General features: G+C 50.0%; 19 protein-coding genes. 16 read left to right on the forward strand and 3 right to left on the reverse strand.

Translation table 11 applies throughout. The annotated features are described in order from the left end of the window. Window positions 1-86: 86 nt before the first annotated feature. The 7 genes from rodA (at window position 87) to QN379_RS08880 (ending at window position 7193) form a co-directional block, all read left to right on the forward strand. The gene (gene rodA / locus QN379_RS08850; protein WP_322234961.1) at window positions 87-1199 is read left to right on the forward strand and encodes a rod shape-determining protein RodA; all 1113 of its coding nucleotides are present in this window, start codon (window positions 87-89) and stop codon (window positions 1197-1199) included. Between the two features lie 250 nt (window positions 1200-1449). After that, window positions 1450-2550, forward strand: coding sequence for a septal ring lytic transglycosylase RlpA family protein (locus QN379_RS08855; RefSeq protein ID WP_323506488.1), 1101 nt, complete (start codon window positions 1450-1452; stop codon window positions 2548-2550). Between the two features lie 284 nt (window positions 2551-2834). Next, window positions 2835-3680: a phosphonate ABC transporter ATP-binding protein gene (gene phnC, locus QN379_RS08860; RefSeq protein WP_416348539.1), complete on the forward strand. Its 846-nt coding sequence runs from the start codon at window positions 2835-2837 to the stop codon at window positions 3678-3680. 167 nt (window positions 3681-3847) lie between these two features. Next, window positions 3848-4825 (forward strand): phosphonate ABC transporter substrate-binding protein, encoded by a 978-nt coding sequence (gene phnD, locus QN379_RS08865; RefSeq protein WP_323506490.1) that lies wholly within the window; start codon window positions 3848-3850, stop codon window positions 4823-4825. 47 nt (window positions 4826-4872) lie between these two features. Beyond that, entirely contained in the window at window positions 4873-5646 is a 774-nt protein-coding gene (gene phnE, locus QN379_RS08870) for a phosphonate ABC transporter, permease protein PhnE (RefSeq protein ID WP_416186859.1), read from the forward strand. 154 nt (window positions 5647-5800) lie between these two features. Further along, entirely contained in the window at window positions 5801-6262 is a 462-nt protein-coding gene (locus QN379_RS08875; protein ID WP_322234972.1) for a GNAT family N-acetyltransferase, read from the forward strand. A gap of 82 nt (window positions 6263-6344) precedes the next feature. Next, window positions 6345-7193 carry a D-hexose-6-phosphate mutarotase gene (locus tag QN379_RS08880; protein ID WP_323506491.1) on the forward strand — a complete coding sequence of 283 codons (849 nt, stop codon included), beginning with the start codon at window positions 6345-6347 and terminating at the stop codon, window positions 7191-7193. Between the two features lie 52 nt (window positions 7194-7245). Here the strand turns inward: QN379_RS08880 and phnN are convergent, their stop codons facing one another. Beyond that, window positions 7246-8604, reverse strand: coding sequence for a phosphonate metabolism protein/1,5-bisphosphokinase (PRPP-forming) PhnN (gene phnN, locus QN379_RS08885; protein WP_322234976.1), 1359 nt, complete (start codon window positions 8602-8604; stop codon window positions 7246-7248). A gap of 234 nt (window positions 8605-8838) precedes the next feature. Between phnN and phnG the strand changes: the two genes are divergently transcribed. The 7 genes from phnG to QN379_RS08920 all read left to right on the forward strand — a co-directional run bounded on the left by phnG (window position 8839) and on the right by QN379_RS08920 (window position 15143). Then, window positions 8839-9315, forward strand: a complete 477-nt coding sequence (phnG, locus tag QN379_RS08890) for a phosphonate C-P lyase system protein PhnG (RefSeq protein ID WP_322234978.1) — start codon at window positions 8839-8841, stop codon at window positions 9313-9315. Beyond that, window positions 9312-9932 carry a phosphonate C-P lyase system protein PhnH gene (gene phnH / locus QN379_RS08895; RefSeq protein ID WP_322234980.1) on the forward strand — a complete coding sequence of 207 codons (621 nt, stop codon included), beginning with the start codon at window positions 9312-9314 and terminating at the stop codon, window positions 9930-9932. The genes phnG and phnH overlap by 4 nt, the downstream gene beginning before the upstream one ends. A gap of 39 nt (window positions 9933-9971) precedes the next feature. Continuing rightward, on the forward strand, window positions 9972-11177 hold the full coding sequence (locus QN379_RS08900; RefSeq protein WP_323506492.1) for a carbon-phosphorus lyase complex subunit PhnI: 1206 nt from the start codon (window positions 9972-9974) through the stop codon (window positions 11175-11177). Continuing rightward, window positions 11177-12109: an alpha-D-ribose 1-methylphosphonate 5-phosphate C-P-lyase PhnJ gene (locus QN379_RS08905; RefSeq protein WP_323506518.1), complete on the forward strand. Its 933-nt coding sequence runs from the start codon at window positions 11177-11179 to the stop codon at window positions 12107-12109. Before QN379_RS08900 ends, QN379_RS08905 begins: the two co-directional genes overlap by 1 nt. Next, window positions 12106-12894, forward strand: a complete 789-nt coding sequence (gene phnK / locus QN379_RS08910; RefSeq protein ID WP_323506493.1) for a phosphonate C-P lyase system protein PhnK — start codon at window positions 12106-12108, stop codon at window positions 12892-12894. The genes QN379_RS08905 and phnK overlap by 4 nt, the downstream gene beginning before the upstream one ends. 55 nt (window positions 12895-12949) lie before the next feature. Next, on the forward strand, window positions 12950-13681 hold the full coding sequence (gene phnL / locus QN379_RS08915) for a phosphonate C-P lyase system protein PhnL (RefSeq protein WP_322234987.1): 732 nt from the start codon (window positions 12950-12952) through the stop codon (window positions 13679-13681). A gap of 328 nt (window positions 13682-14009) precedes the next feature. Next, complete coding sequence (locus QN379_RS08920; RefSeq protein WP_323506494.1) at window positions 14010-15143, forward strand: alpha-D-ribose 1-methylphosphonate 5-triphosphate diphosphatase; 1134 nt, start codon at window positions 14010-14012, stop codon at window positions 15141-15143. Window positions 15144-15174: 31 nt separating this feature from the next. Here QN379_RS08920 and fmt read toward each other — a convergent pair whose 3' ends face one another. Both fmt and def read right to left on the reverse strand, forming a co-directional pair. Then, window positions 15175-16137 (reverse strand): methionyl-tRNA formyltransferase, encoded by a 963-nt coding sequence (gene fmt, locus QN379_RS08925; protein ID WP_323506495.1) that lies wholly within the window; start codon window positions 16135-16137, stop codon window positions 15175-15177. A 399-nt stretch (window positions 16138-16536) separates the two neighbouring features. Beyond that, window positions 16537-17061 (reverse strand): peptide deformylase, encoded by a 525-nt coding sequence (def, locus tag QN379_RS08930; RefSeq protein WP_322234995.1) that lies wholly within the window; start codon window positions 17059-17061, stop codon window positions 16537-16539. Between the two features lie 341 nt (window positions 17062-17402). On the opposite strand from def, the gene QN379_RS08935 reads away from it, so the two are divergent. Beyond that, window positions 17403-18476 (forward strand): LysM peptidoglycan-binding domain-containing protein, encoded by a 1074-nt coding sequence (locus QN379_RS08935; protein ID WP_323506496.1) that lies wholly within the window; start codon window positions 17403-17405, stop codon window positions 18474-18476. 138 nt (window positions 18477-18614) lie between these two features. Continuing rightward, window positions 18615-19787, forward strand: a complete 1173-nt coding sequence (gene dprA / locus QN379_RS08940) for a DNA-processing protein DprA (protein WP_323506519.1) — start codon at window positions 18615-18617, stop codon at window positions 19785-19787. Window positions 19788-20040 lie beyond the last annotated feature (253 nt).

The following is a 20040-nucleotide window of genomic DNA, read 5'->3' on the forward strand; positions in this document are numbered from 1 at the left end:
CGATGTGACTGAAGTTTTGCTTTGTTATGTTGATGCTTACATTTAATGTAACTATTTGATCTCAGTAGTTTAATTAGAACTGAACAATGAATTTGTCCCCAAAAAATTCCTGGTGGCGTCAGATTAGATCGCATGTTGCGATCTTTGATGGCCCGTTGTCGCTGATCATTTTTTTGATTTTGTCGGTGGGAATCGTGACGTTATATTCTGCCGGAATTGACTTTCCAGGACGCGTGGAAGATCAATTGCGAAATATTTTGGTGGCGTTCGTCGTGATGTGGATCGCGGCCAGCATACCGCCGCAAACCTTGATGCGATTTTCGGTCCCCATTTATACCGTTGGTGTTGCATTATTAATTGCGGTAGCGATGTTCGGCATGGTCAAAAAAGGCGCACGTCGTTGGATAAATTTCGGTGTCGTGATTCAACCTTCCGAGATTATGAAAATCGCCATGCCGCTGATGCTGGCGTGGTATTTTCAGAAGCGCGAAGGCATGATTTCCTGGCGCGACTATCTGGTTGCCGGACTGTTGCTGGTAGTGCCGGTCGGTTTGATCATTCGCCAACCGGATCTGGGAACGGGGACGTTGGTACTCGCCGCTGGGTTTTATGTTATCTTTTTGGCAGGCTTGAGCTGGCGTGTACTGGTCGGTTTGGTGATTGCCGTGCTGGCTAGTTTGCCGGTAGTCTGGACCGTGTTGCATGACTATCAACGCCAGCGTGTGATGATGTTGATTGATCCGACCTCTGATCCGCTCGGCAAAGGATTTCATATTATTCAGTCAACTATTGCTGTGGGTTCCGGCGGCATCTTCGGCAAAGGCTGGCTTAAAGGCACGCAGTCGCATCTCGAATTTATCCCCGAGCGGACCACCGATTTTATTTTTGCAGTGTTCTCAGAAGAGTTCGGATTAATTGGAAACGGGATTTTATTATTTCTCTATGTATTGCTGATCGCACGGGGGCTCATGATTGCAGCCAATGCGCCGACCATGTTCACGCGTTTGCTGGCGGGCTCGATCACGATGATTTTCTTTACCTATGCGTTTGTTAATATGGGGATGGTCAGTGGTATTCTTCCCGTAGTTGGCGTACCACTTCCTTTTATGAGTTACGGCGGCACGGCCTTGGTAACACTCGGACTGGGCGCCGGAATTTTGATGAGTATTCAACGGCATCGCAAATTAATTCAGACGTAACGATTGTTGATTGAAATATCTATCTTTTTGCGATGCTGCACTGCACTGCTTATCCAGTTTTACTGTTTATGAAAACATAAATCGATCCAGTAGTTTCGTTAAGTCTTACCTTTTTAGTCCTTTGTGGACTTGTCATTTAAATCATAATTTGGGTTGCCGGGCTAGTCTTTATATACGTTATCAGCCTCACGAATTGCTGCGATATTAAGTCGGGACCGATCAGATTCATCCGATTGACTAGGAAAACGTCATGATATTTCGCAACGTTATCTCCCATCACCTCAACCGCTTTATCGACTTACGCCGAATAATAAGCGCGTTAGTGCCGCTGTTGATCGTGGCGGGTTGTAGCACTGCGCCGCCAGCACCGGACGGCCGCTCGGCCCCCACGACCCAAGCCAAGTCATCCTCACGCAGTGCATCTGGTGCGCCGGTGATGCCCGCCGCTGGCTCCGGTCGCGGCGGCTACTACAAGGATGACGGTCCCGGCGATAATATCCCGGACGGTTTGCAGAACGTCGCCGATGCCGTCCCCAAGATTGAACCGTATTCTCGTACCGGAAATAAGCCTTATGTCGTATTTGGGAAAACTTATACGCCTTTAATTGATGAAAAACCGTTCACCCAGCGCGGCATTGGTAGTTGGTACGGGAAGAAATTTCACAAACAACGCACCTCTTCTGGCGAGCCGTACGATATGTACAAAATGACAGCGGCGCATCCCACGTTGCCGATTCCTTCCTACGCACGCGTGACAAACCTGAAAAACGGTAAACAAGTGGTTGTCCGCATTAATGATCGTGGACCTTTTCACTCTACCCGCATTATTGATTTGTCTTACACGGCAGCGCTGAGATTGGGTTATTTGGGCACTGGTAGCGGCGAACTTGAAGTGGATCGACTGCTGCCTGCGGACATTCTTGCGATGAATAAAACGGCAAGTACAACGGTGACGGAAGCAGTCGAAGCGCCTACAGCAATGGCGGTAACGGCCCCGACCGTGGATAGCATAGCGTTGGAATTAACGCCCCCCCAACTTACGGTACCAAGTCAAAGCATCGATAGCGTGGTTGTCAACAAATGGCCAACCGAGAGCCAAGGCGACAGCAATGCCGCCGCGCAAGGGTATTATTTACAGCTTGGTGCGTTCTCCTGGAAACCCAATGCCGAACTGGAGCGGCAACGATTGTTGGAGAAGTTACCGGGGATCGTGAGCGCGCTGGATGATGTAGTCGTTGGCGGTATTTATCGCTTATATGCCGGACCGTACGCTAGTCGTCCGGCCGCGGAAGAAGCGGCAGCACTAGTACGGCAACGTGCTTCGGTAGTTGCGATCATCGTATTGAGGTAGTTTTCATTCGTTTCATTGTTGCTTAATTTCGAAGTCAAGTATCCCAAATTCAGTCAGGGATTGATTCGATAGTTTTTTCCCTTCTCTCAAATTTCAGTGCTTTGCAAGCATGCATCGCACCTGCGGAAACGGCTTTCATCGCCTAAACCTGTCCCAAGTCATCAAAACGTCATGCAAATTTCATACGCATGACATATTTGTTCGCGATACTTCGTCCACTCATGCTGCGCATACTTTTGATGCTGCGTTCCCTCTTTGTACACCACAGATTGGTATTAAAAATGATGCTTGAAATTAACGGCTTATCGAAAACATTCCGCGGCGGATTTAAGGCGTTGAATCAGGTCAGCTTGTCTTTTAAGTCCGGAGAAATGGTGGCACTGATCGGTGCGTCAGGCTCAGGTAAGTCAACCTTACTGCGTCATCTGTCGGGTTTGATGGCCGCAGATGTCGACGGTGGTGAAGTCCATGTCGACGGGCAACCCGTGCAGCAGAATGGATTGATAAATCGGAACATTCGTGCGGTGCGCGCAAATATTGGATTTGTTTTTCAGCAATTTAATTTAGTCGGTCGTCTGCCAGTCCTCACTAACGTACTGACCGGCGGCTTATCACGCATGCCATTGTGGCGTAGTTGTTTCAAACTATTTACAGCAGAAGAAAAAGCGTTGGGGATGGCGGCGTTGGCACGGGTCGGTATTTCGGATCATGCGTATAAGCGGGCATCGGCCTTGTCAGGCGGTCAGCAACAACGCGCTGCAATCGCTCGCACGATCGTGCAAAAGGCGCGCATTGTGCTTGCGGACGAGCCGATCGCCTCGCTTGATCCTGAATCTGCACGTCGTGTGATGCAAACATTGGCGGACCTTAATCGTGAGGATGGGACGACCGTCATTGTGTCCCTGCACCAAGTCGATGTTGCACTACGCTTTTGTGCACGTACAGTGGCGCTAAACAAAGGTCGCGTGGTATATGACGGCCCATCCAGCGCGTTGACTGAACAAATGTTGCGCGACTTATATGGTACTGAAGCAGAAGATATTTTAGGCGGATCGAACACCTTAACGCGCCCGAGGATTGATGTCCCGACTATGTTTGATACAGCACGAGTTCGGGTCGCGGCGGCCTGAAAATTAACAATAAAATGCAATATTTTTTCAATACGCATTGGACTGGTTACTACCAAAAGTCAGCCAATGCTGACTAGCAATTAGATACTAATCAGCATGCGCTGACACCTGATCAAGCCATAAAAATTCTCCCACATTTATATTTAATTTTCCTTCAAGGTACTGACATGCTTAAGAAATTTATCTCCACTGTTGCCATGGCTGTTGCGGTATTCGCAACGGGTGTCGTACACGCTCAAGATGCAGAAAAGACGATCAATTTCGGTATTATCTCCACTGAGTCTTCGAAAAATCTTAAGCAGGATTGGCAACCCGTTTTGGATGAAATGAGTAAGAGGATTGGCATGAAAGTGAATGCCTTCTTTGCTTCTGATTACGCTGGTGTGATCGAAGGCATGCGATTTGGCAAAGTTCAATTGGCATGGTTTGGAAATAAATCAGCGATGGAAGCGGTTGATCGCGCCGGTGGTGAGGTGTTTGCGCATGTAGTCAATCCCGATGGCTCTGCAGGTTATTACAGCATGGTCGGCGTATCGAAAGATAGCCCGAATAAAAGCCTCGAAGATGTGTTGAAAAATGCAAAGACCCTCAACTTTGGTATCGGCGATCCAAACTCGACATCTGGTTTCCTGGTGCCGAGTTACTATATTTTTGCTAAAAATAATCTTGATTCGAAGACGGCATTCAAGACTATCCGTAGCGCAAATCATGAGTCCAATATTCTTGCTGTCGCCAATAAGCAAGTCGATGCTGCGGTATTTGCGTCCGACACGTTGGATCGTATTACTGCCCGTCAGCCAGAGACAGCCAGCAAAGTGCGCATCATCTGGAAATCTCCGCTGATTGCCGCTGATCCTTTGGTATGGCGCAAAGATTTGCCGACGGCAACTAAAACCAAAATCAAGGATTTCTTTCTGAACTATGGCAAGACAGGCCCGAATGCCGCGCAGGAAAAAGCGCAATTGGAAAAATTGCAGTTCAGCGGCTTCAACGATTCCAGTGATGCACAGTTGAATCCGGTACGGCAGCTTGAGTTGTTTAAAGATAAAAATAAAATTGAAGCAGATACGAGTTTGAACGTTGATGAAAAGAAAGCCAAGCTGGACGATATCAACCGCAAATTGACCGAATTGGCAAAAGCGTAAAAATGACGACGTTAGCGCCAACGAAAGTGCATAAACCCAGCGCCAACATGCCGCTGCCAGTGCCGCCAAAGCAGTCTATTGCACGCACCTTATTTTGGGGCGTGCTGGTGGCGATCTTACTGGCGTCCTGGAAGGGTGCGGATATGCGCCCACTGGAGTTGTTGCGAGACGGTGGCAATATGGGCGTGTATGCAGCGAGCTTTTTTCCACCAGATTTCCATGACTGGAGAATCTATCTGGAAGAAATGCTGGTCACCATTCAAATCGCAGTATGGGGCACCGCTCTCGCTATCGTGTGCGCTGTTCCGTGTGGCTTGCTGGCATCGTCGAATATTGCACCGCCATGGGTCACGCAGCCTGTGCGCCGTTTGATGGACGCGGCGCGGGCGATTAACGAAATGGTGTTCGCCATGTTGTTTGTGGTCGCGGTTGGACTAGGGCCATTTGCGGGCGTGCTGGCATTATTTGTCGCCACGACCGGAACGTTATCAAAATTGTTTTCAGAAGCGGTTGAAGCCATTGACCCGCAACCAGTTGAAGGCATCCGCGCCACTGGTGCGCACGCACTGGAAGAAATCGTGTTCGGTGTATTACCGCAGGTAATGCCGCTGTGGATCTCATACGTACTATATCGTTTCGAAGCGAACGTGCGCTCCGCGACGGTCGTCGGCATGGTCGGCGCGGGCGGTATCGGCGTGATCTTGTGGGAAGTTATTCGTAGTTTTGAATATGCCCAAACTTGTGCTGTTCTATTAATGATCGTAGTGGCTGTGACGTTGATTGATCTGGCCTCTTCGCGCTTACGTAAATTGTTCATTTAGTTACCCGGATTGGTGGACTGAAAAGGTGAAGATTCTGAATCGACACCGAGGCGGCAACAAACTGTTATTCTGGAGGGCGAAAATTACTATTCGCCCTTTTTTTTCCTCCGCTCGCGTTTTTCCGCAAAATATGAATACACCCTCCAGCGCTAGTATGCCTTCTTCCCATAATTTCATGATACGGCTTGCAACGGTTGACGATGCTGCGACACTGGTTGCACTGTTGGCCGAAATGGACGAACCTTCCGGAGAGCAAGTGCGATTGAATATCGATGGCGCGCGTGACATCGTGGCGCAGATGGCGTCTTATCCCAACTTCCGCGTGTTCCTGATCTTTGCTGATGGTGTGGCTGTCGGTACCTTTAGCCTGTTGATCTTTTGCAGTCTTGCGCATGATGGCAGTGAGCAAGCCATACTGGATGCGGTCGTCATTAGTCGTCAATGTCGCGGCGAGGGAATCGGTAGCGTGATGCTGGAACATGCCTGCAAAATAGCGGCTGACGCTGGTTGCTACAAAATCGCGTTATCATCGAATCTTAAACGTTTGGATGCCCATCGCTTTTATGAAACCTATGGTTTTCAGCAACATGGAATTAGTTTTTCGTTGCCGTTATAGAGGTTTTTATTCTTAGTCGAAATTAAAGGAAGATGCGCGCCATACGTTCAGATCAGCAACAAAAATCGTAAAGGGGCATCACTTGCCAACTGATTTAATTACCGTTGTGTCCGGCGATGGCGCAGAGGTTTCGGTGTCATTGCATGGTGGTCATATCTGTTCCTGGCGTACTGCTGACGGCTTCGAACGGCTGTTCTTGAGCCCACTGACAAAGTGGGATGGACACACGGCGATTCGCGGTGGAATACCAGTAATATTTCCCCAGTTTGGGAATCGGGGATCACTGCAAAAGCACGGTTTTGCGCGCACCGAACAGTGGACCTTGGTCGCATCCGAGGTCGGCGAAAATGGCGATGGATTGCTGCATCTCACTTTGTCCGATTCAACCGAATCAAGGCTGCAATTTCCCTATCATTTCAAGCTAGATTTGCATATTACCTTTTCTGGCGCATCGCTTGATACAGCGTTATTGGTGACGAATACGGGCCAACAGGCTTTTAGCTTTACATGCGCGTTGCACACCTATTTAGCGGCAGAAGTTGAGCAAGTGGCGATCAACGGCATAGGTGGTTTACGGCGTGAAAATAGTGTGCCTGATAGTCCCCTGAATGTCGATGCCGATGGCATTTTGCGTATTAATTCAGAAGTGGATAGTATTTTCTTCGAGGCTGGCGCGCCAGTGACGTTGGTCACCAATAATGCGATGGTGACGATGCAGCAAAACGGCTTTGCAGATGCTGTGGTGTGGAATCCATGGATCGAAGTGAGTAAAAGTATTCCCGATCTTCAGGATGATGCATATAAACATTTTGTTTGTATCGAATCGGCCGCCATAGAAAAGCCACTAACCGTCGCCGCCGGTGCGCAATGGGACGGACATCAGCAACTCACAGCCTGCGCGCCATCTATCATGACTTCCTCTGAAAAGTAGTGACGGTTAGATTGATTGATGACGTTCGGACGAACGTCATCCTGGCAGCAAATTAGCGTGCACTAGAAAAAATATCCGCTAGTTGGCGTCCCGCAATTTCGATCGGTCCGCTGTTGTCGATATACGTGACATCGTCGTCTTCTTTAGCAGTGAATGCCGCACTCCGTAACAAACGGCACGCTAATGCCGATCCGGATTCACGCTGTCTATTTTCAATACGTTTTCTGATGAGTTCAGGATCGGCAATAATCCAGATAACTTTCGCCTGTGGGAATAATCCTCGTAATTGGGTGATGTATTCACGCGATCCATTGACGATCACGTCTCGCCCCGTTTTCAAGTCTGCTTCAATACCTCTGCGGATTCCATAGTATGTGTCGTTAGCTTGCCAGGTCATGCTGAAGCAGTCTTCTTTTTCCGCTTGCAAAAATTCGTCCGCGGTCATCGTTTCATGTGCTTCGCTAACGTGGGCAGGACGCGTGATACTGCGTCTGGCGAAAATCGATCTGGTATCGTCCGGCATTTGCGTCTGGACCCATTGCAGCAGTGCGTCTTTGCCGACTCCCGAGGGACCAACAACAAAAAATAAGCGGCCCTCCGCTGGTAAATCAAGTGAATTTGTATGATGAGAAGGCGCAGATTTCAAAAAAAGAAAATGCTTCCAAACCGTCATCGCCGCACCGGGTGAAGACTCCTTGAAAATAGTCAAACCATCGATCATCAATGGCGTCGTTAGCGCATTGGTGTGAGTGGAAAAACAGCTCTCTGCGGCGTCGCGGATTACCGCTACAGTCTCGCTATTTTGCGATGCTAAGGCATCGGTCAGCGTCATGTGAAATCGATATTCCTCTTCCGTATATTGATATCCCCATCGTGCGAGCAAGGCTTCCTGGCGCGCACTTAATGCAACTTTCCTACGCTTGGATAATTCTGCCGCAGTCGGTTTCGCTCTGAGCAGATCGAAGTAGCGCACGCAGCGCATAGCGAGGGCGCTAATTAATTCCTTGCTAGCGGGATCTGGCGTTTGCAATGCCAGAAAAGCGCCAAGAAAATGCACGCCGACGTCTTTGACCTCAAACGAAATTTGCGTATCAGAAAAGGACTGCGCCATGCTCACAAGATGCTCTTCCGAAAAGCCTTTTGCTAACCGAAATGGCGCTTTTAAAGTCGCATGGAATCCATAACGACGCGCATCCGTCGTCATTTGATGTAATGCGGCCGTTGATACATTGTCGATGCTCGGTTGCGTGCAAGATATGTCGGTTGCGGCATCACGGCCCAACCAATGGCTGCCTGCAGTCCACCAACTGACGTTGTGGACAGGTGCGAAATAGAGAGCGTATCTGGCAGGAAAGCTGCCATCGACAATGTCACTATCAATGCTTGCAGCAATGCGTCCGGTGTTTGTCATAGAAATTAGCGCGTCAGATACGCGAAAGTAAGCAGGTTCACAGGTCAATACAAAACTGTACCGAACGAAAGAATATTATGCCATGCAGAAAATATACATCGCCTATCCTGATAGTTTAGGCTTCAATTGTTACCGCGTTTTGACAGGATGACACAACTATATCCGTCATCAATTAATATATATTCCGCGGTGCAATGTCATCAAGCTTTAACATTACGATGTTCCAATGTCTGGATGGAATCTCAAACAATTACTTCAGCGCACTCAGCCCGTGCGTCCTGGATGTCGTTATTGGCTAAAGCGCCAGGCCCTGTTTTAATTGAAGCGGTAAGTCAATATACGCGACAACACGGCTTGCTTCCTTCCTATATCTGGTTGCGCCGTCCGGAGATTGGATTAGCAATGGTGCGCGCACGCACGGGAGGGACCGGCCAGCAATTCAATTTGGGTGAAATGTCTCTTACGCGTTGCGCATTACGCTTGTCTTCTGGTCAGATGGGCGTTTCTTACGTTGCGGGACGCGACGCGCAACATGCTGAATGGGCGGCGCTATTTGACGCCCTGATGCAAGGCGATGCTGCCGGCCAAGTTGAGCAAATGGTCTTGTCCCCAATCCGGCAGGCGCTGGCCGCACAACGTGCTTTAACCGAATCCCGTGCCGCTGTTACGAAAGTCGATTTTATGACGATGGTCCGTGGAGAGAATGAATGAGTGCAGTTTTTGAAGCCACACTATTACCGGCGTGGAACGATCCTGTGCACGATGCACAATCCACCTTTCGGGCAGTCCTTAAAGCGTTGTCTGAGCCAGGTTCGATACAAACCGTTGTGGCCGATATTCCATTTCCTGCACCGCTATTTCTTTCGACCACCGCGCTTTGTCTGGCACTTGCAGACGTTGACACTGCGATGTGGCTAGACGTTGGTGCCAACAGCGCCGCGCTTAACGCTTATTTGCGTTTTCATTGTGGTTGCCGGTTGGTGGAAGATGGAAAGTTGGCGACCTTTGCCGTTATGACTGATCCTCTCCAATTGGCCGGTGTAAACGCGTTGGAAAAATTCGCAATCGGCACCATGGAGTATCCAGATCGTTCGACCACGCTATTTGTTCAGGTACCCAGTTTGATTGATGGCCCGCAACGGTCTTTGTTTGGGCCCGGAATCGCACATCAACGCGTTATCAACGTTGCCGGTCTGCCTGAAAATTTTGATGCAATATGGCAAAAAAATATTGATCAGTTTCCCCTTGGTATTGATCTCATATTTTGTCATGGTTCTCAGATGATGGGTCTTCCGCGCACGACCAATATTGCCAACTGGAAGCCGTGATCGGCCCCATAAATCACGCAGGTTGATGGAGTATTAATTATGTATGTTGCAGTCAAAGGTGGCGAAAAAGCCATCGAAGAATCCTATCTGGCGTTAGCCCGCACTCGCCGTGGAGATCCTGCGCTGCCGGAGCTCACGGTTGCACAAATACGTGAGCAAATGCCGCTGGCCGTCGCACGTGTAATGACCGAAGGATCGTTGTATGACCGTGATCTGGCGGCACTGGCGATCAAACAGGCTAGTGGCGATTTGATGGAAGCCATTTTTCTGTTACGTGCCTATCGCACGACCTTGCCGCGACTACTATCCACGGTTCCGCTGGATACCGCAAAGATGGTGATTGAACGACGTATTTCAGGGACATTTAAAGATGTTCCAGGTGGCCAGATATTAGGCGCGACCTACGACTACACTCAGCGCTTGTTAGACTTTTCACTGGCTGCTGAATCGACTTTGCAGGTTGTAGTCGAGACATTGCCGCCATCAAATAGCATCTGCGATGGCAACCCAGAGAACACGGCTACCATGCCGCGTGTACTGGACTTTTTAAATGCCGAAGGTTTGATTGAGCAAGAACATATTCCTGAAGGCGACCCAGCACCCGGAGATTTAACGCGAGACCCATTAGCGTTTCCGGCGCAGCGCGATATCAGGCTGCAAAATCTGGCGCGTGCGGACGAAGGGTTCGTCCTGTCAATGGCTTACTCTACGCAACGTGGCTATGCCAACAGCCATCCGTTCGCCGGAGAAATACGTCATGGAAAAGTGAACGTGGAAGTGATCCCGGAAGAGCTTGGTTTTGCGATCGATATCGGCGACATTGAAATCACTGAATGCCAGATGGTGAATCAGTTTGCCGGTTCACACACCGAGGCAGCACGATTCACACGAGGTTATGGATTAACGTTCGGCTACAACGAGCGTAAGGTGATTGCAATGGGATTGATGGACAGGACTTTACGCTGTCAGGAACTGGGCGAAGAGGCCAACTCACCGGCGCAAATGGCTGAATTTGTGCTCTACCACTCGGACAATGTTGAAGCCTCGGGATTTTTGCAACATTTGAAATTACCGCACTATGTTGACTTTCAGGCCGAGCTTAATTTGATTCGTGCGTTACGCCGGCAGAGCGCTGATGCAGCCGATGCAGCAACGATGCCCAATCACAGCGCGAGTCTCTCGGAAGTTGAAGACGACTTGTCCGATACGGAAGCATCAAGTTTTGATGTGCAGAAAGCAGCATGATGGAATCTATTATTAATCAGCCAACGCAATCCCAGGCTTCAATCCAGCCGGAGGCGGGTTACAACTTTGCCTATCTGGATGAGCAAACCAAGCGCATGATTCGCCGCGCCATTTTAAAGGCGGTCGCTATTCCTGGTTATCAGGTGCCGTTCGGTGGACGTGAAATGCCGCTGCCATATGGTTGGGGAACGGGCGGTATTCAAGTCACCGCTGCGGTGATCGGGCAAAGTGATGTGTTAAAGGTGATTGATCAGGGTTCCGACGATACCACCAATGCGGTCAATATCCGCCGCTTTTTTCGTCGCACGACCGGCGTCGCCACGACGGAACGCACGACCGAAGCAACGTTGATTCAAACGCGGCATCGGATACCGGAAACACCGTTATCGCCCGGCCAGATCATGGTCTATCAGGTGCCGATTCCCGAGCCGTTACGTTGGCTGGAACCAAGTGAACAACAGACGCGTAAATTACACGCGATGGCTGATTACGGCCTGATGAGCGTGGAGTTGTACGAAGATATTGCGCGTATGGGTAAAATTGCGACGGCTTATGATTATCCGGTAGTGGTGAATAATCGCTACATGATGCGGCCCTCGCCGATACCCAAATTTGACAATCCAAAATTGCATCAGAGTCCCGCTTTGCAATTATTCGGTGCGGGCCGTGAAAAGCGTATTTACGCTGTTCCTCCTTACACCTCTGTCAAAAGTCTAGACTTTGAAGACTATCCGTTTGAAATTGAAAGCTGGGATCAATGCTGCAGTTTATGCGCCGCTGAAGATAGTTTTCTCGACGAGATTATCGTCGACGATCACGGCGCACGGATGTACGTTTGCAGCGATACCGATTATTGCCAACAGCGTGTGTTAGCGGAAGAAAATAGGCCGTCGCCCACGCCGCATCCATCAGCGATAGAGTGTCAATCATGAATAGCCAAACTCTTTCATCGCCGCTTTTAGAAGCCAAGAATTTGACGCACCGTTTCGGTGCTTTCTCTGCATGCGATAACATTGATTTGCAGCTGTATCCTGGCGAAGTGCTGGGTATTGTGGGTGAATCTGGCTCTGGAAAAAGCACGCTGCTAAATTGTTTGGCTGGTCATCTGGCGCCGAGTGAAGGACGTGTATTGTTTTCGACACGCCACGAGGGCGTCGTCGATCTGTATCAAATTAGCGAAGCACGTCGTCGGTTGTTGTCGCGCACCGATTGGGGTTTCGTGCATCAAAGCGCGCGGGATGGCTTGCGTGCCAATGTATCTGCGGGCGCGAATGTCGGCGAGCGTCTGATGGCAATTGGTTCACGGCATTACGGCGATATTCGGCAAGAGGCATTGCATTGGCTGGATCGGGTTGAAATCGATGCCAATCGGATCGATGATTTGCCCCGTCATTTCTCCGGTGGCATGCAGCAACGATTGCAAATTGCCCGCAATCTGGTGACCAAACCGCGGTTGATTTTTATGGACGAGCCGACGGCTAGTCTGGATGTTTCGGTGCAGGCGCGACTGTTGGATCTGTTGCGCCAACTGGTGTCGCAATTACATGTCGCTGCGGTGATTGTCACGCACGATCTGGCAGTTGCCAGATTGCTAGCGCATCGATTGATGGTGATGCGTCAGGGACGCGTTGTGGAACAAGGTTTGACTGATCAGGTCCTCGACGATCCACAGCATCCTTACACGCAGTTGCTGGTCTCATCCGTATTGCAAGCTTAGACGGTTGCAGGCTTAAACAATTGCGGACTCAAAAAATATGATGGACGAAAATAGTATGCATTCTTTAAGACGTATCGAAGCAAGGCAGCTTTCAAAAGCGTTTGTATTGCATCTGCAAGGCGGTTTGCACATGCCGATTTTTTCCGATGTGGATATGGATGTCGATGCCGGTGAGTGTGTGGTGATTCATGCGCCGTCGGGTGCAGGAAAAAGTACATTGTTGCGCTGCCTGTATGCGAACTATCGCGCTAGCAGCGGAAGTGTCAAAATTCGGCACACGCTGGAAGACGGCGCGGACGCTGATTGGGTTGATTTAGCCACAGCGTCGCCGCAACAGATTCACGCCGTACGCAAAACTACGTTAGGCTTTGTCACCCAGTTCTTACGCGTCATCCCGCGTATCAGCACGCTCGATTTGGTTGCCGAGCCGTTGATCGTTAAGGGTGTCGAGGTTGATGAGGCTAAGGATCAGGCGAAGGCCTGGCTGTCACGTCTGAAGATTCCGGCGCGGTTATGGCAAGTGCCGCCGGCGACATTTTCAGGTGGTGAACAGCAACGCGTAAATATTGCGCGTACCCTGATTAGTGACTTTCCGATATTGTTGCTGGACGAACCGACGGCATCGCTCGATGAAGGGAATCGTGATACGGTGATCGCCATGATTCAAGAAGCGTGTGATCGTGGGACTGCAGTGGTGGGGATTTTCCACGATGAGTATGTGCGTCGTGCATTGGCGACGCGTCTATTTCCGCTGGCGGCGATCCAATCAGTCGAATTGGCAACTTAACATGATGAATAGGGTCTCAGGTAGAGTCTGACACAAAATCTGATGCAAAGCCTGATACAAAACCTGAGATACATTTAAAATTCATCAGCGACGCTCCCAATAGCCAGTTGCCAGTGCGTTGTATGCGCAAATATTTGTCGGTTCTTATAACGTTATTATTTTAGGAAATCTCTGATTAAGTAGAGTAAGTTCTGAGCAAGCGTTACGAGCGGTTCAGGTTTTAGGCTGGAAGCAATCGTACGCATGTACGAAAAGCATCATAGACCTGAAATTGGATCCCCCAGTAGCTTAATCAGCACTTCCTTAGCTTTGTTGGCTTACGATCACTATGACCATACTCTCCGCCATAAAAAATGCGCGCATCGTTACGGCGCAAGAACATTTTATCGGTAACCTTTCGGTTGCCGCAGACACCATCGCCAACGTTGCCATTGGCAACTCTCAGGTGGGCGAGGATTGGGAGAGTGATTATCTGATCCCTGGAATGGTCGAACTGCATACCGATAATCTCGAAAAACATTTGATGCCGCGTCCAAAAGTGAACTGGCCAATCCTGCCAGCCATTCTGGCGCATGATGCACAAATTGCGGCCGCTGGTATCACGACCGTACTAGACGCATTGGGCGTTGGTGATATCGATCCGGAAAGCGTGCGTAGCACGATGCTCGCAATGTGTGTTTTAAATATTCAGCGTGCACGCGAAAAAGGTCTTTTGCGGGTAGAGCACTTTTTGCATTTGCGGCTTGAACTGGCAGAAGAAAATCTGCTTACAATGTTTTTGCCGTTCTTGAACGATCCGTCTTTAAAGCTCGTGTCTCTAATGGATCACACGCCCGGACAGCGGCAGTGGACCGACCTCAGTCACTACCGTATCTATACCACCGGAAAACGGGGATGGAGCAACGAAAAAGTAGATTCAATGCTGGAGAACATGCTTGAGCGCCAGGTGCGCTATGCAGACGATAATCGTCGCCGTATCGTCGAGAGTTGTAATGCGATCGGCAAGCCGATGGCGACGCACGACGACACTACCGTTGCGCACGTGACTGAAGGCGTTGCTGAAGGCATCAAGATTTGTGAATTTCCTACGTCCCTGATTGCTGCGCAAACTGCACGGCAAAACGGTTTGGGTACCATCATGGGCGCGCCGAATGTGGTACGAGGCGGTTCGCATTCAGGGAACATCTCGGCGGCCGAATTGGCGCGCGCTGATTTACTCGATGTATTGTCGTCGGATTACGTGCCAGCGAGCTTGTTGCATGCAGCATTTCTGCTACAAAAAGAAGGGTTCAGTTTGCCAAAGTCGATCAACACCGTCTCGCGCAATCCGGCCCGTATGATTGGCTTCGATGATCGCGGCGAGATTGCGCCCGGTTTGCGTGCAGACTTTTTGCGGGTTCGCGTGGTCGATGATATTCCCGTGATTTTGCAAGTGTGGAAGTCGGGGCAGCGGGCGATCTGATCGACGGAATTGCCGGGTATGTACCTTCCGGTTAATCAAACGCCCCATCAGCCATTGGAAATGCGCGTATAAAGTCGTTCGCCGGCAAGCGTTTTCCGCCAGGTTTTTGCAGTACGGTGAGCCGCAATGCATTCGCACCACAAGCAACGATGACACCATTTTGCGGATCGGCGCTGATTACTTGCCCTGCGCTATACTGATTGTTTAGGTTGCTGTCGAGAACGACTTCGGCATCCCATATTTTTAATGTCACGCCTCCGAAAGTGGCAAACGCCCCGGGGAAGGGATTAAACGCACGAATTTTTCTATCCAAACTATCTGCTGGCAAATTGAAGTCTACAGCCGCCTCTTCTTTGGTAATCTTTGCCGCGTAGGTCACGCCAACGTCCGGTTGCGGTGTCGCCGGTAGTTCATTTTTCTCCAGCTTGCCAATTGCCTCCACAATCATTCTGGCACCGAGCACCGCCAACTTATCGTGCAGACTACCGGTGGTGTCGCGATCGCCAATCGGCACGTGTTCAATCAACATCATCGGACCGGTATCCAGACCTTGCTCCATTTGCATGATGGTCACGCCGGTTTCTGTGTCACCGGATTCAATGGCCCGATGTATCGGAGCCGCACCGCGCCAGCGCGGCAAGAGTGAACCATGAATGTTAATACATCCATGGGGCGGTATCGTTAGAACGCTGAGAGGCAAAATGAGGCCATAAGCGGCGACTACCATCACGTCATGCGGTGTGGCCTTTAATAACGTGTGCGCGTCTTGTGCGATGTCGGGATATTTTCCATCCAATCGCAACGAGACCGGCTGTGCGACGGGTATATCATGCGCGAGCGCAAACGCCTTCACTGCGGAGGCATGCAATTGCATACCGCGGCCAGCAGGGCGATCAGGCTGTGTGAGTACGAGCGTGATCTCATGCCCTGCGTCGTGAAGGGCTTTTAAGGCAACGGCGGCGAATTCAGGAGTTCCGGCAAAGATTATTTTCATACCAAGATTTTATTACGGATGAGTTTGTTTTGCTGCTTATGAATGCTATTCACTATTTGTTTTTAGCAAAAGCGACAAGATAGTCATCATGCAATGGTGATGCATCACACACCATAGATGACAGCAGCTTGATCAAATTGGAATGATAAGGAATATTTAACACGGAAGGTTTGACACGGATGCATTGGCCCCGCAAGTGGTGAGGTGCGTTGCAGGCGACCGAATCGGTCTTGATGGTATGGTCGCCAGAAACGGCTGATAGTGAGTTTATCTTTTTTAGCATTGTTTTAGCTAAAAAAATTGCCTGCATGAGTGCTAAATGCAGGCAATTTATAGGGGCTTAAAGCGGAGGCTTAACGCTTAACAATTATCGCTTAAGTATTCCCCCATACTTTCTTGTTAGCGATATTGCTTTTCCCGCTTCAGTTCTCGTTCTTCTTTAAGCATCTTTGCTTTGATGCGGTTGCGCTTTAACGGCGACAGATATTCGACAAACATCTTCCCTTTAAGATGGTCCATTTCATGTTGAATACAGACCGCAAGCAGACCTTCAGCGTCAACTTCAAATGGTTTTCCATCAGCATCCAATGCGCGCACTTTGATGCGCGCTGGACGTTCGACGCCGTCGTATATTCCCGGCACTGAGAGGCATCCCTCGTCGTAGATTTGCTTTTCTTCGCTGGCCCAGAGAATTTCCGGGTTAATAAAAACGCGCAGTTCTTTACCCGTGTCGGAGGTATCAATCACCAACAGTTGCTCATGGACATCGACTTGGGACGCCGCCAAACCAACGCCGGGAGCCTCGTACATTGTCTCGGCCATGTCGGCAATTAAGCGCTTAAGACGGGCGTCAAAAACGGTGATCGGCCGAGCAATTTTTTGCAGGCGGGCATCGGGGTAACGCAAGATATTTAATAGAGACATACGGTTCTGGACGACAATAAGGCGATTCGAAAATGGTTTATCACTTGCTAGTTTCAGCGTTTGTAGGCAAAATTTGATGCGCTTTGGCAAACATTTTTACAACTATTGTGGGTGTGTACAGCGGTATTTTACGCGGCAAACCACGCAATTGCATTTTGTTAGTCAATTCCAGTTTAACGCATTGATAGTCCGCAAATCACCTTACTCACCTGGCCGACCAATTCGCTGGCTCTACGTAGCAGCTGCGTTGACCATTAAGGGTGGGGGAAAAGGTGGTTGGAAAGGTGCGTATTGATGCACTAAGGATGCGCTAACTTAACGCCACATTTACCGGAAACAACATGAAAAAGTTTAGCACAGCTGCACTCCTTCTCGCTTTTGTAGCTGGCATTGGTATTTTGCCAATCTCCCAAGCGCAAACGACGGCAAAGGCGCGCTGTGCGTTTTTGCCCAATGCACCAGATCAGCATGTCGTCGTGCGTGGCGATACGCTGTGGGGAATTTCGGGGCATTTTTTGCAGAATGCGTGGTGCTGGCCGCAAGTGTGGGGAATGAACCGAGAGCAAATTCGAAATCCTCATTGGATTTATCCTGGACAGATCGTTTATTTTGACCGCGCGGCGGGTCGACTGCGACTCGGCACGCCAACTGGCGGCACGTCTGGCACGATTAAGTTGTCGCCACAAATTCGGGTAGAAGGTCTGGGAAGCGAAGCGATCTCTGCGATTCCGGCGGAGGAAATCGCGCCGTTTCTTTCGCAGCCGTTGATCATTGAAGAGGACGGATTAAATAACGCTCCGCATATTGTTGCCGTACAGGAAGGTCATGTAAATTTGGGCCGTAATGATCTCGCTTACGTGCGTGGCGATCTTAAGGGCGGTACCTCATTCCAGGCTTTCCGTCCCGGCAAACCCTTGAAAGATCCGGTCACTGGCAAGGTCATCGCCTATGAGGCAGTATATTTAGGCACGTTGAAACTGGAGCGTGCAGGCAAAGCAGAAAATGAAGCGGATACCTTCCGCATCGTTGAGTCGAAGGAAGAGATGAGCGTCGGAGATCGTTTGGTGGCAGTGCCGATTACCGCCATTTTGAACTACGTACCGCACCCACCTTTGGCTGACGTCAATGCGCGCATTGTCTCGATTTACGGTGGGGTTGCCAATGCAGGTCAGAACCAGATTGTCACCATCAATAAGGGTGCAGAAGACAACATGGAGGTTGGCAATGTGTTGCAGTTATACCGATTTGGTAAAACCATCGCCGATCCTTTAGATGGAAAAAAAGCTGTGAAACTTCCCGATGAGCAATACGGCACGTTATTTATCTTCAGAATATTTAGGCATATTTCTTACGGATTGATCATGCAAGTTCGCGATACAGTGGAGGTCGGCGATATTGCCAGATCACCAGAGTAGACGGGCTAAGTGTTGCAAACAGAAAATATCCTCAATATTAGTAACGATGCCGCTGTCATTGAAACGCCATTCACAGCGGCAAATACATTCTCCCAACCACCCGGCCGGCCAGGGGTTGCTCAATCGGTGTTTCAACCGATGTTGGCGAGCGATCTTGCAGACTGGCTTAGGTTAGAGCAGACGGAGGGTGTCGGATCTTCCACCGCACGCCGTCTGATGGCTGCCTTCGGCCTGCCAGCCAATATTTTTTCCAGCTCGCTAACCGCTCTCCAAAACGTTGTCTCGCACAAAATTGCGCTGGCGCTGTTGGCACCGTTATCGGATTTGACTAAACAACGGATTGATTGTGCTTTGGAATGGGCGCAGCAGAAGGGCAACCGGATTCTGACGCTGGCCGATAACGACTATCCCGCGACGTTGCTTAATATTTCTGATCCGCCATTAGTTCTATACGTGAAAGGTCGGGTTGAATTGCTGGCGCGACCTTCACTGGCAGTAGTTGGTAGTCGCAATGCAACCGTGCAAGGCACCACTAATGCCGAGCGATTCTCTGAGACCCTGAGCCAGCGCGGACTGACGATTATTTCGGGTCTGGCGCTAGGCATCGACAGTGCTGCGCATGTCGGTGCGTTGCGCAACACGCGCCAAACCTTTGACGCGGGGAGCACAGTCGCGGTGATCGGGACCGGCGCGGATATCGTTTATCCGTCACGCAATCGCAGTCTGGCCCATGAGATTGCACAATTTGGCTGTATTGTTAGTGAGTACCCGCTTGGCATGTCGGGTATTGCGGCTAACTTTCCGCGTCGGAACCGGATTATTTCAGGGCTGTCTGCCGGAGTTCTGGTGGTAGAAGCCGCCGCCCAGTCCGGTTCGTTGATCACCGCCCGAATGGCGGCGGAGCAGGGCAGAGACGTTTTTGCGATTCCCGGGTCAATTCATTCGCCGCTTTCTAAAGGTTGTCATCAGTTGATTAAGCAAGGAGCCAAGCTCGTTGAGTCAGCGCAGGATATCCTGGAGGAAATGGCATCCTTTGTATCGCCGGCGCGTCCAGCTTCTGCGGTCTCAAAGCAAGGTGAATTACTAGCGCAGCCATTATTGTTTTCTACGCCATCAGACGATAGTGAGCATACGCGCTATGTTGATGATCCTTTGCTAGCCGCTCTCGGCTTTGATCCGGCGAGCATCGACATGTTGGCAGCGCGCAGTGGTATCGATATCGCACTATTAAGTGCGCAGCTATTGACGCTTGAGCTAGAGGGTTTAGTAGAGTTGCTTCCAGGCGGTGTTTATCGGCGCATCGGCCAATAGAAACAATTTTACTGCTGGTCGCGCATCTTGATATCAATCCGCTTGGGTCTCGCGTGAATTTTGGCGTAGATTCAAGCTCAGATTTCAGCGAATTTTTTTACCGCCAGTTACACATGTCAGAATGACACTTTCGGCAGAATGCGTTAAATCCTGCGATACTGGTATAAAGGTATCTATAAATTATGGGTAAATCACCTTATTTGGGCGTTTAATCGATTGTAAAGACCGCAATTTTGCGATAATTGTCTAGGAT

This window comes from Glaciimonas sp. Gout2 (genome assembly GCF_035018905.1).
Taxonomy (GTDB): Bacteria; Pseudomonadota; Gammaproteobacteria; order Burkholderiales; family Burkholderiaceae_D; genus Glaciimonas.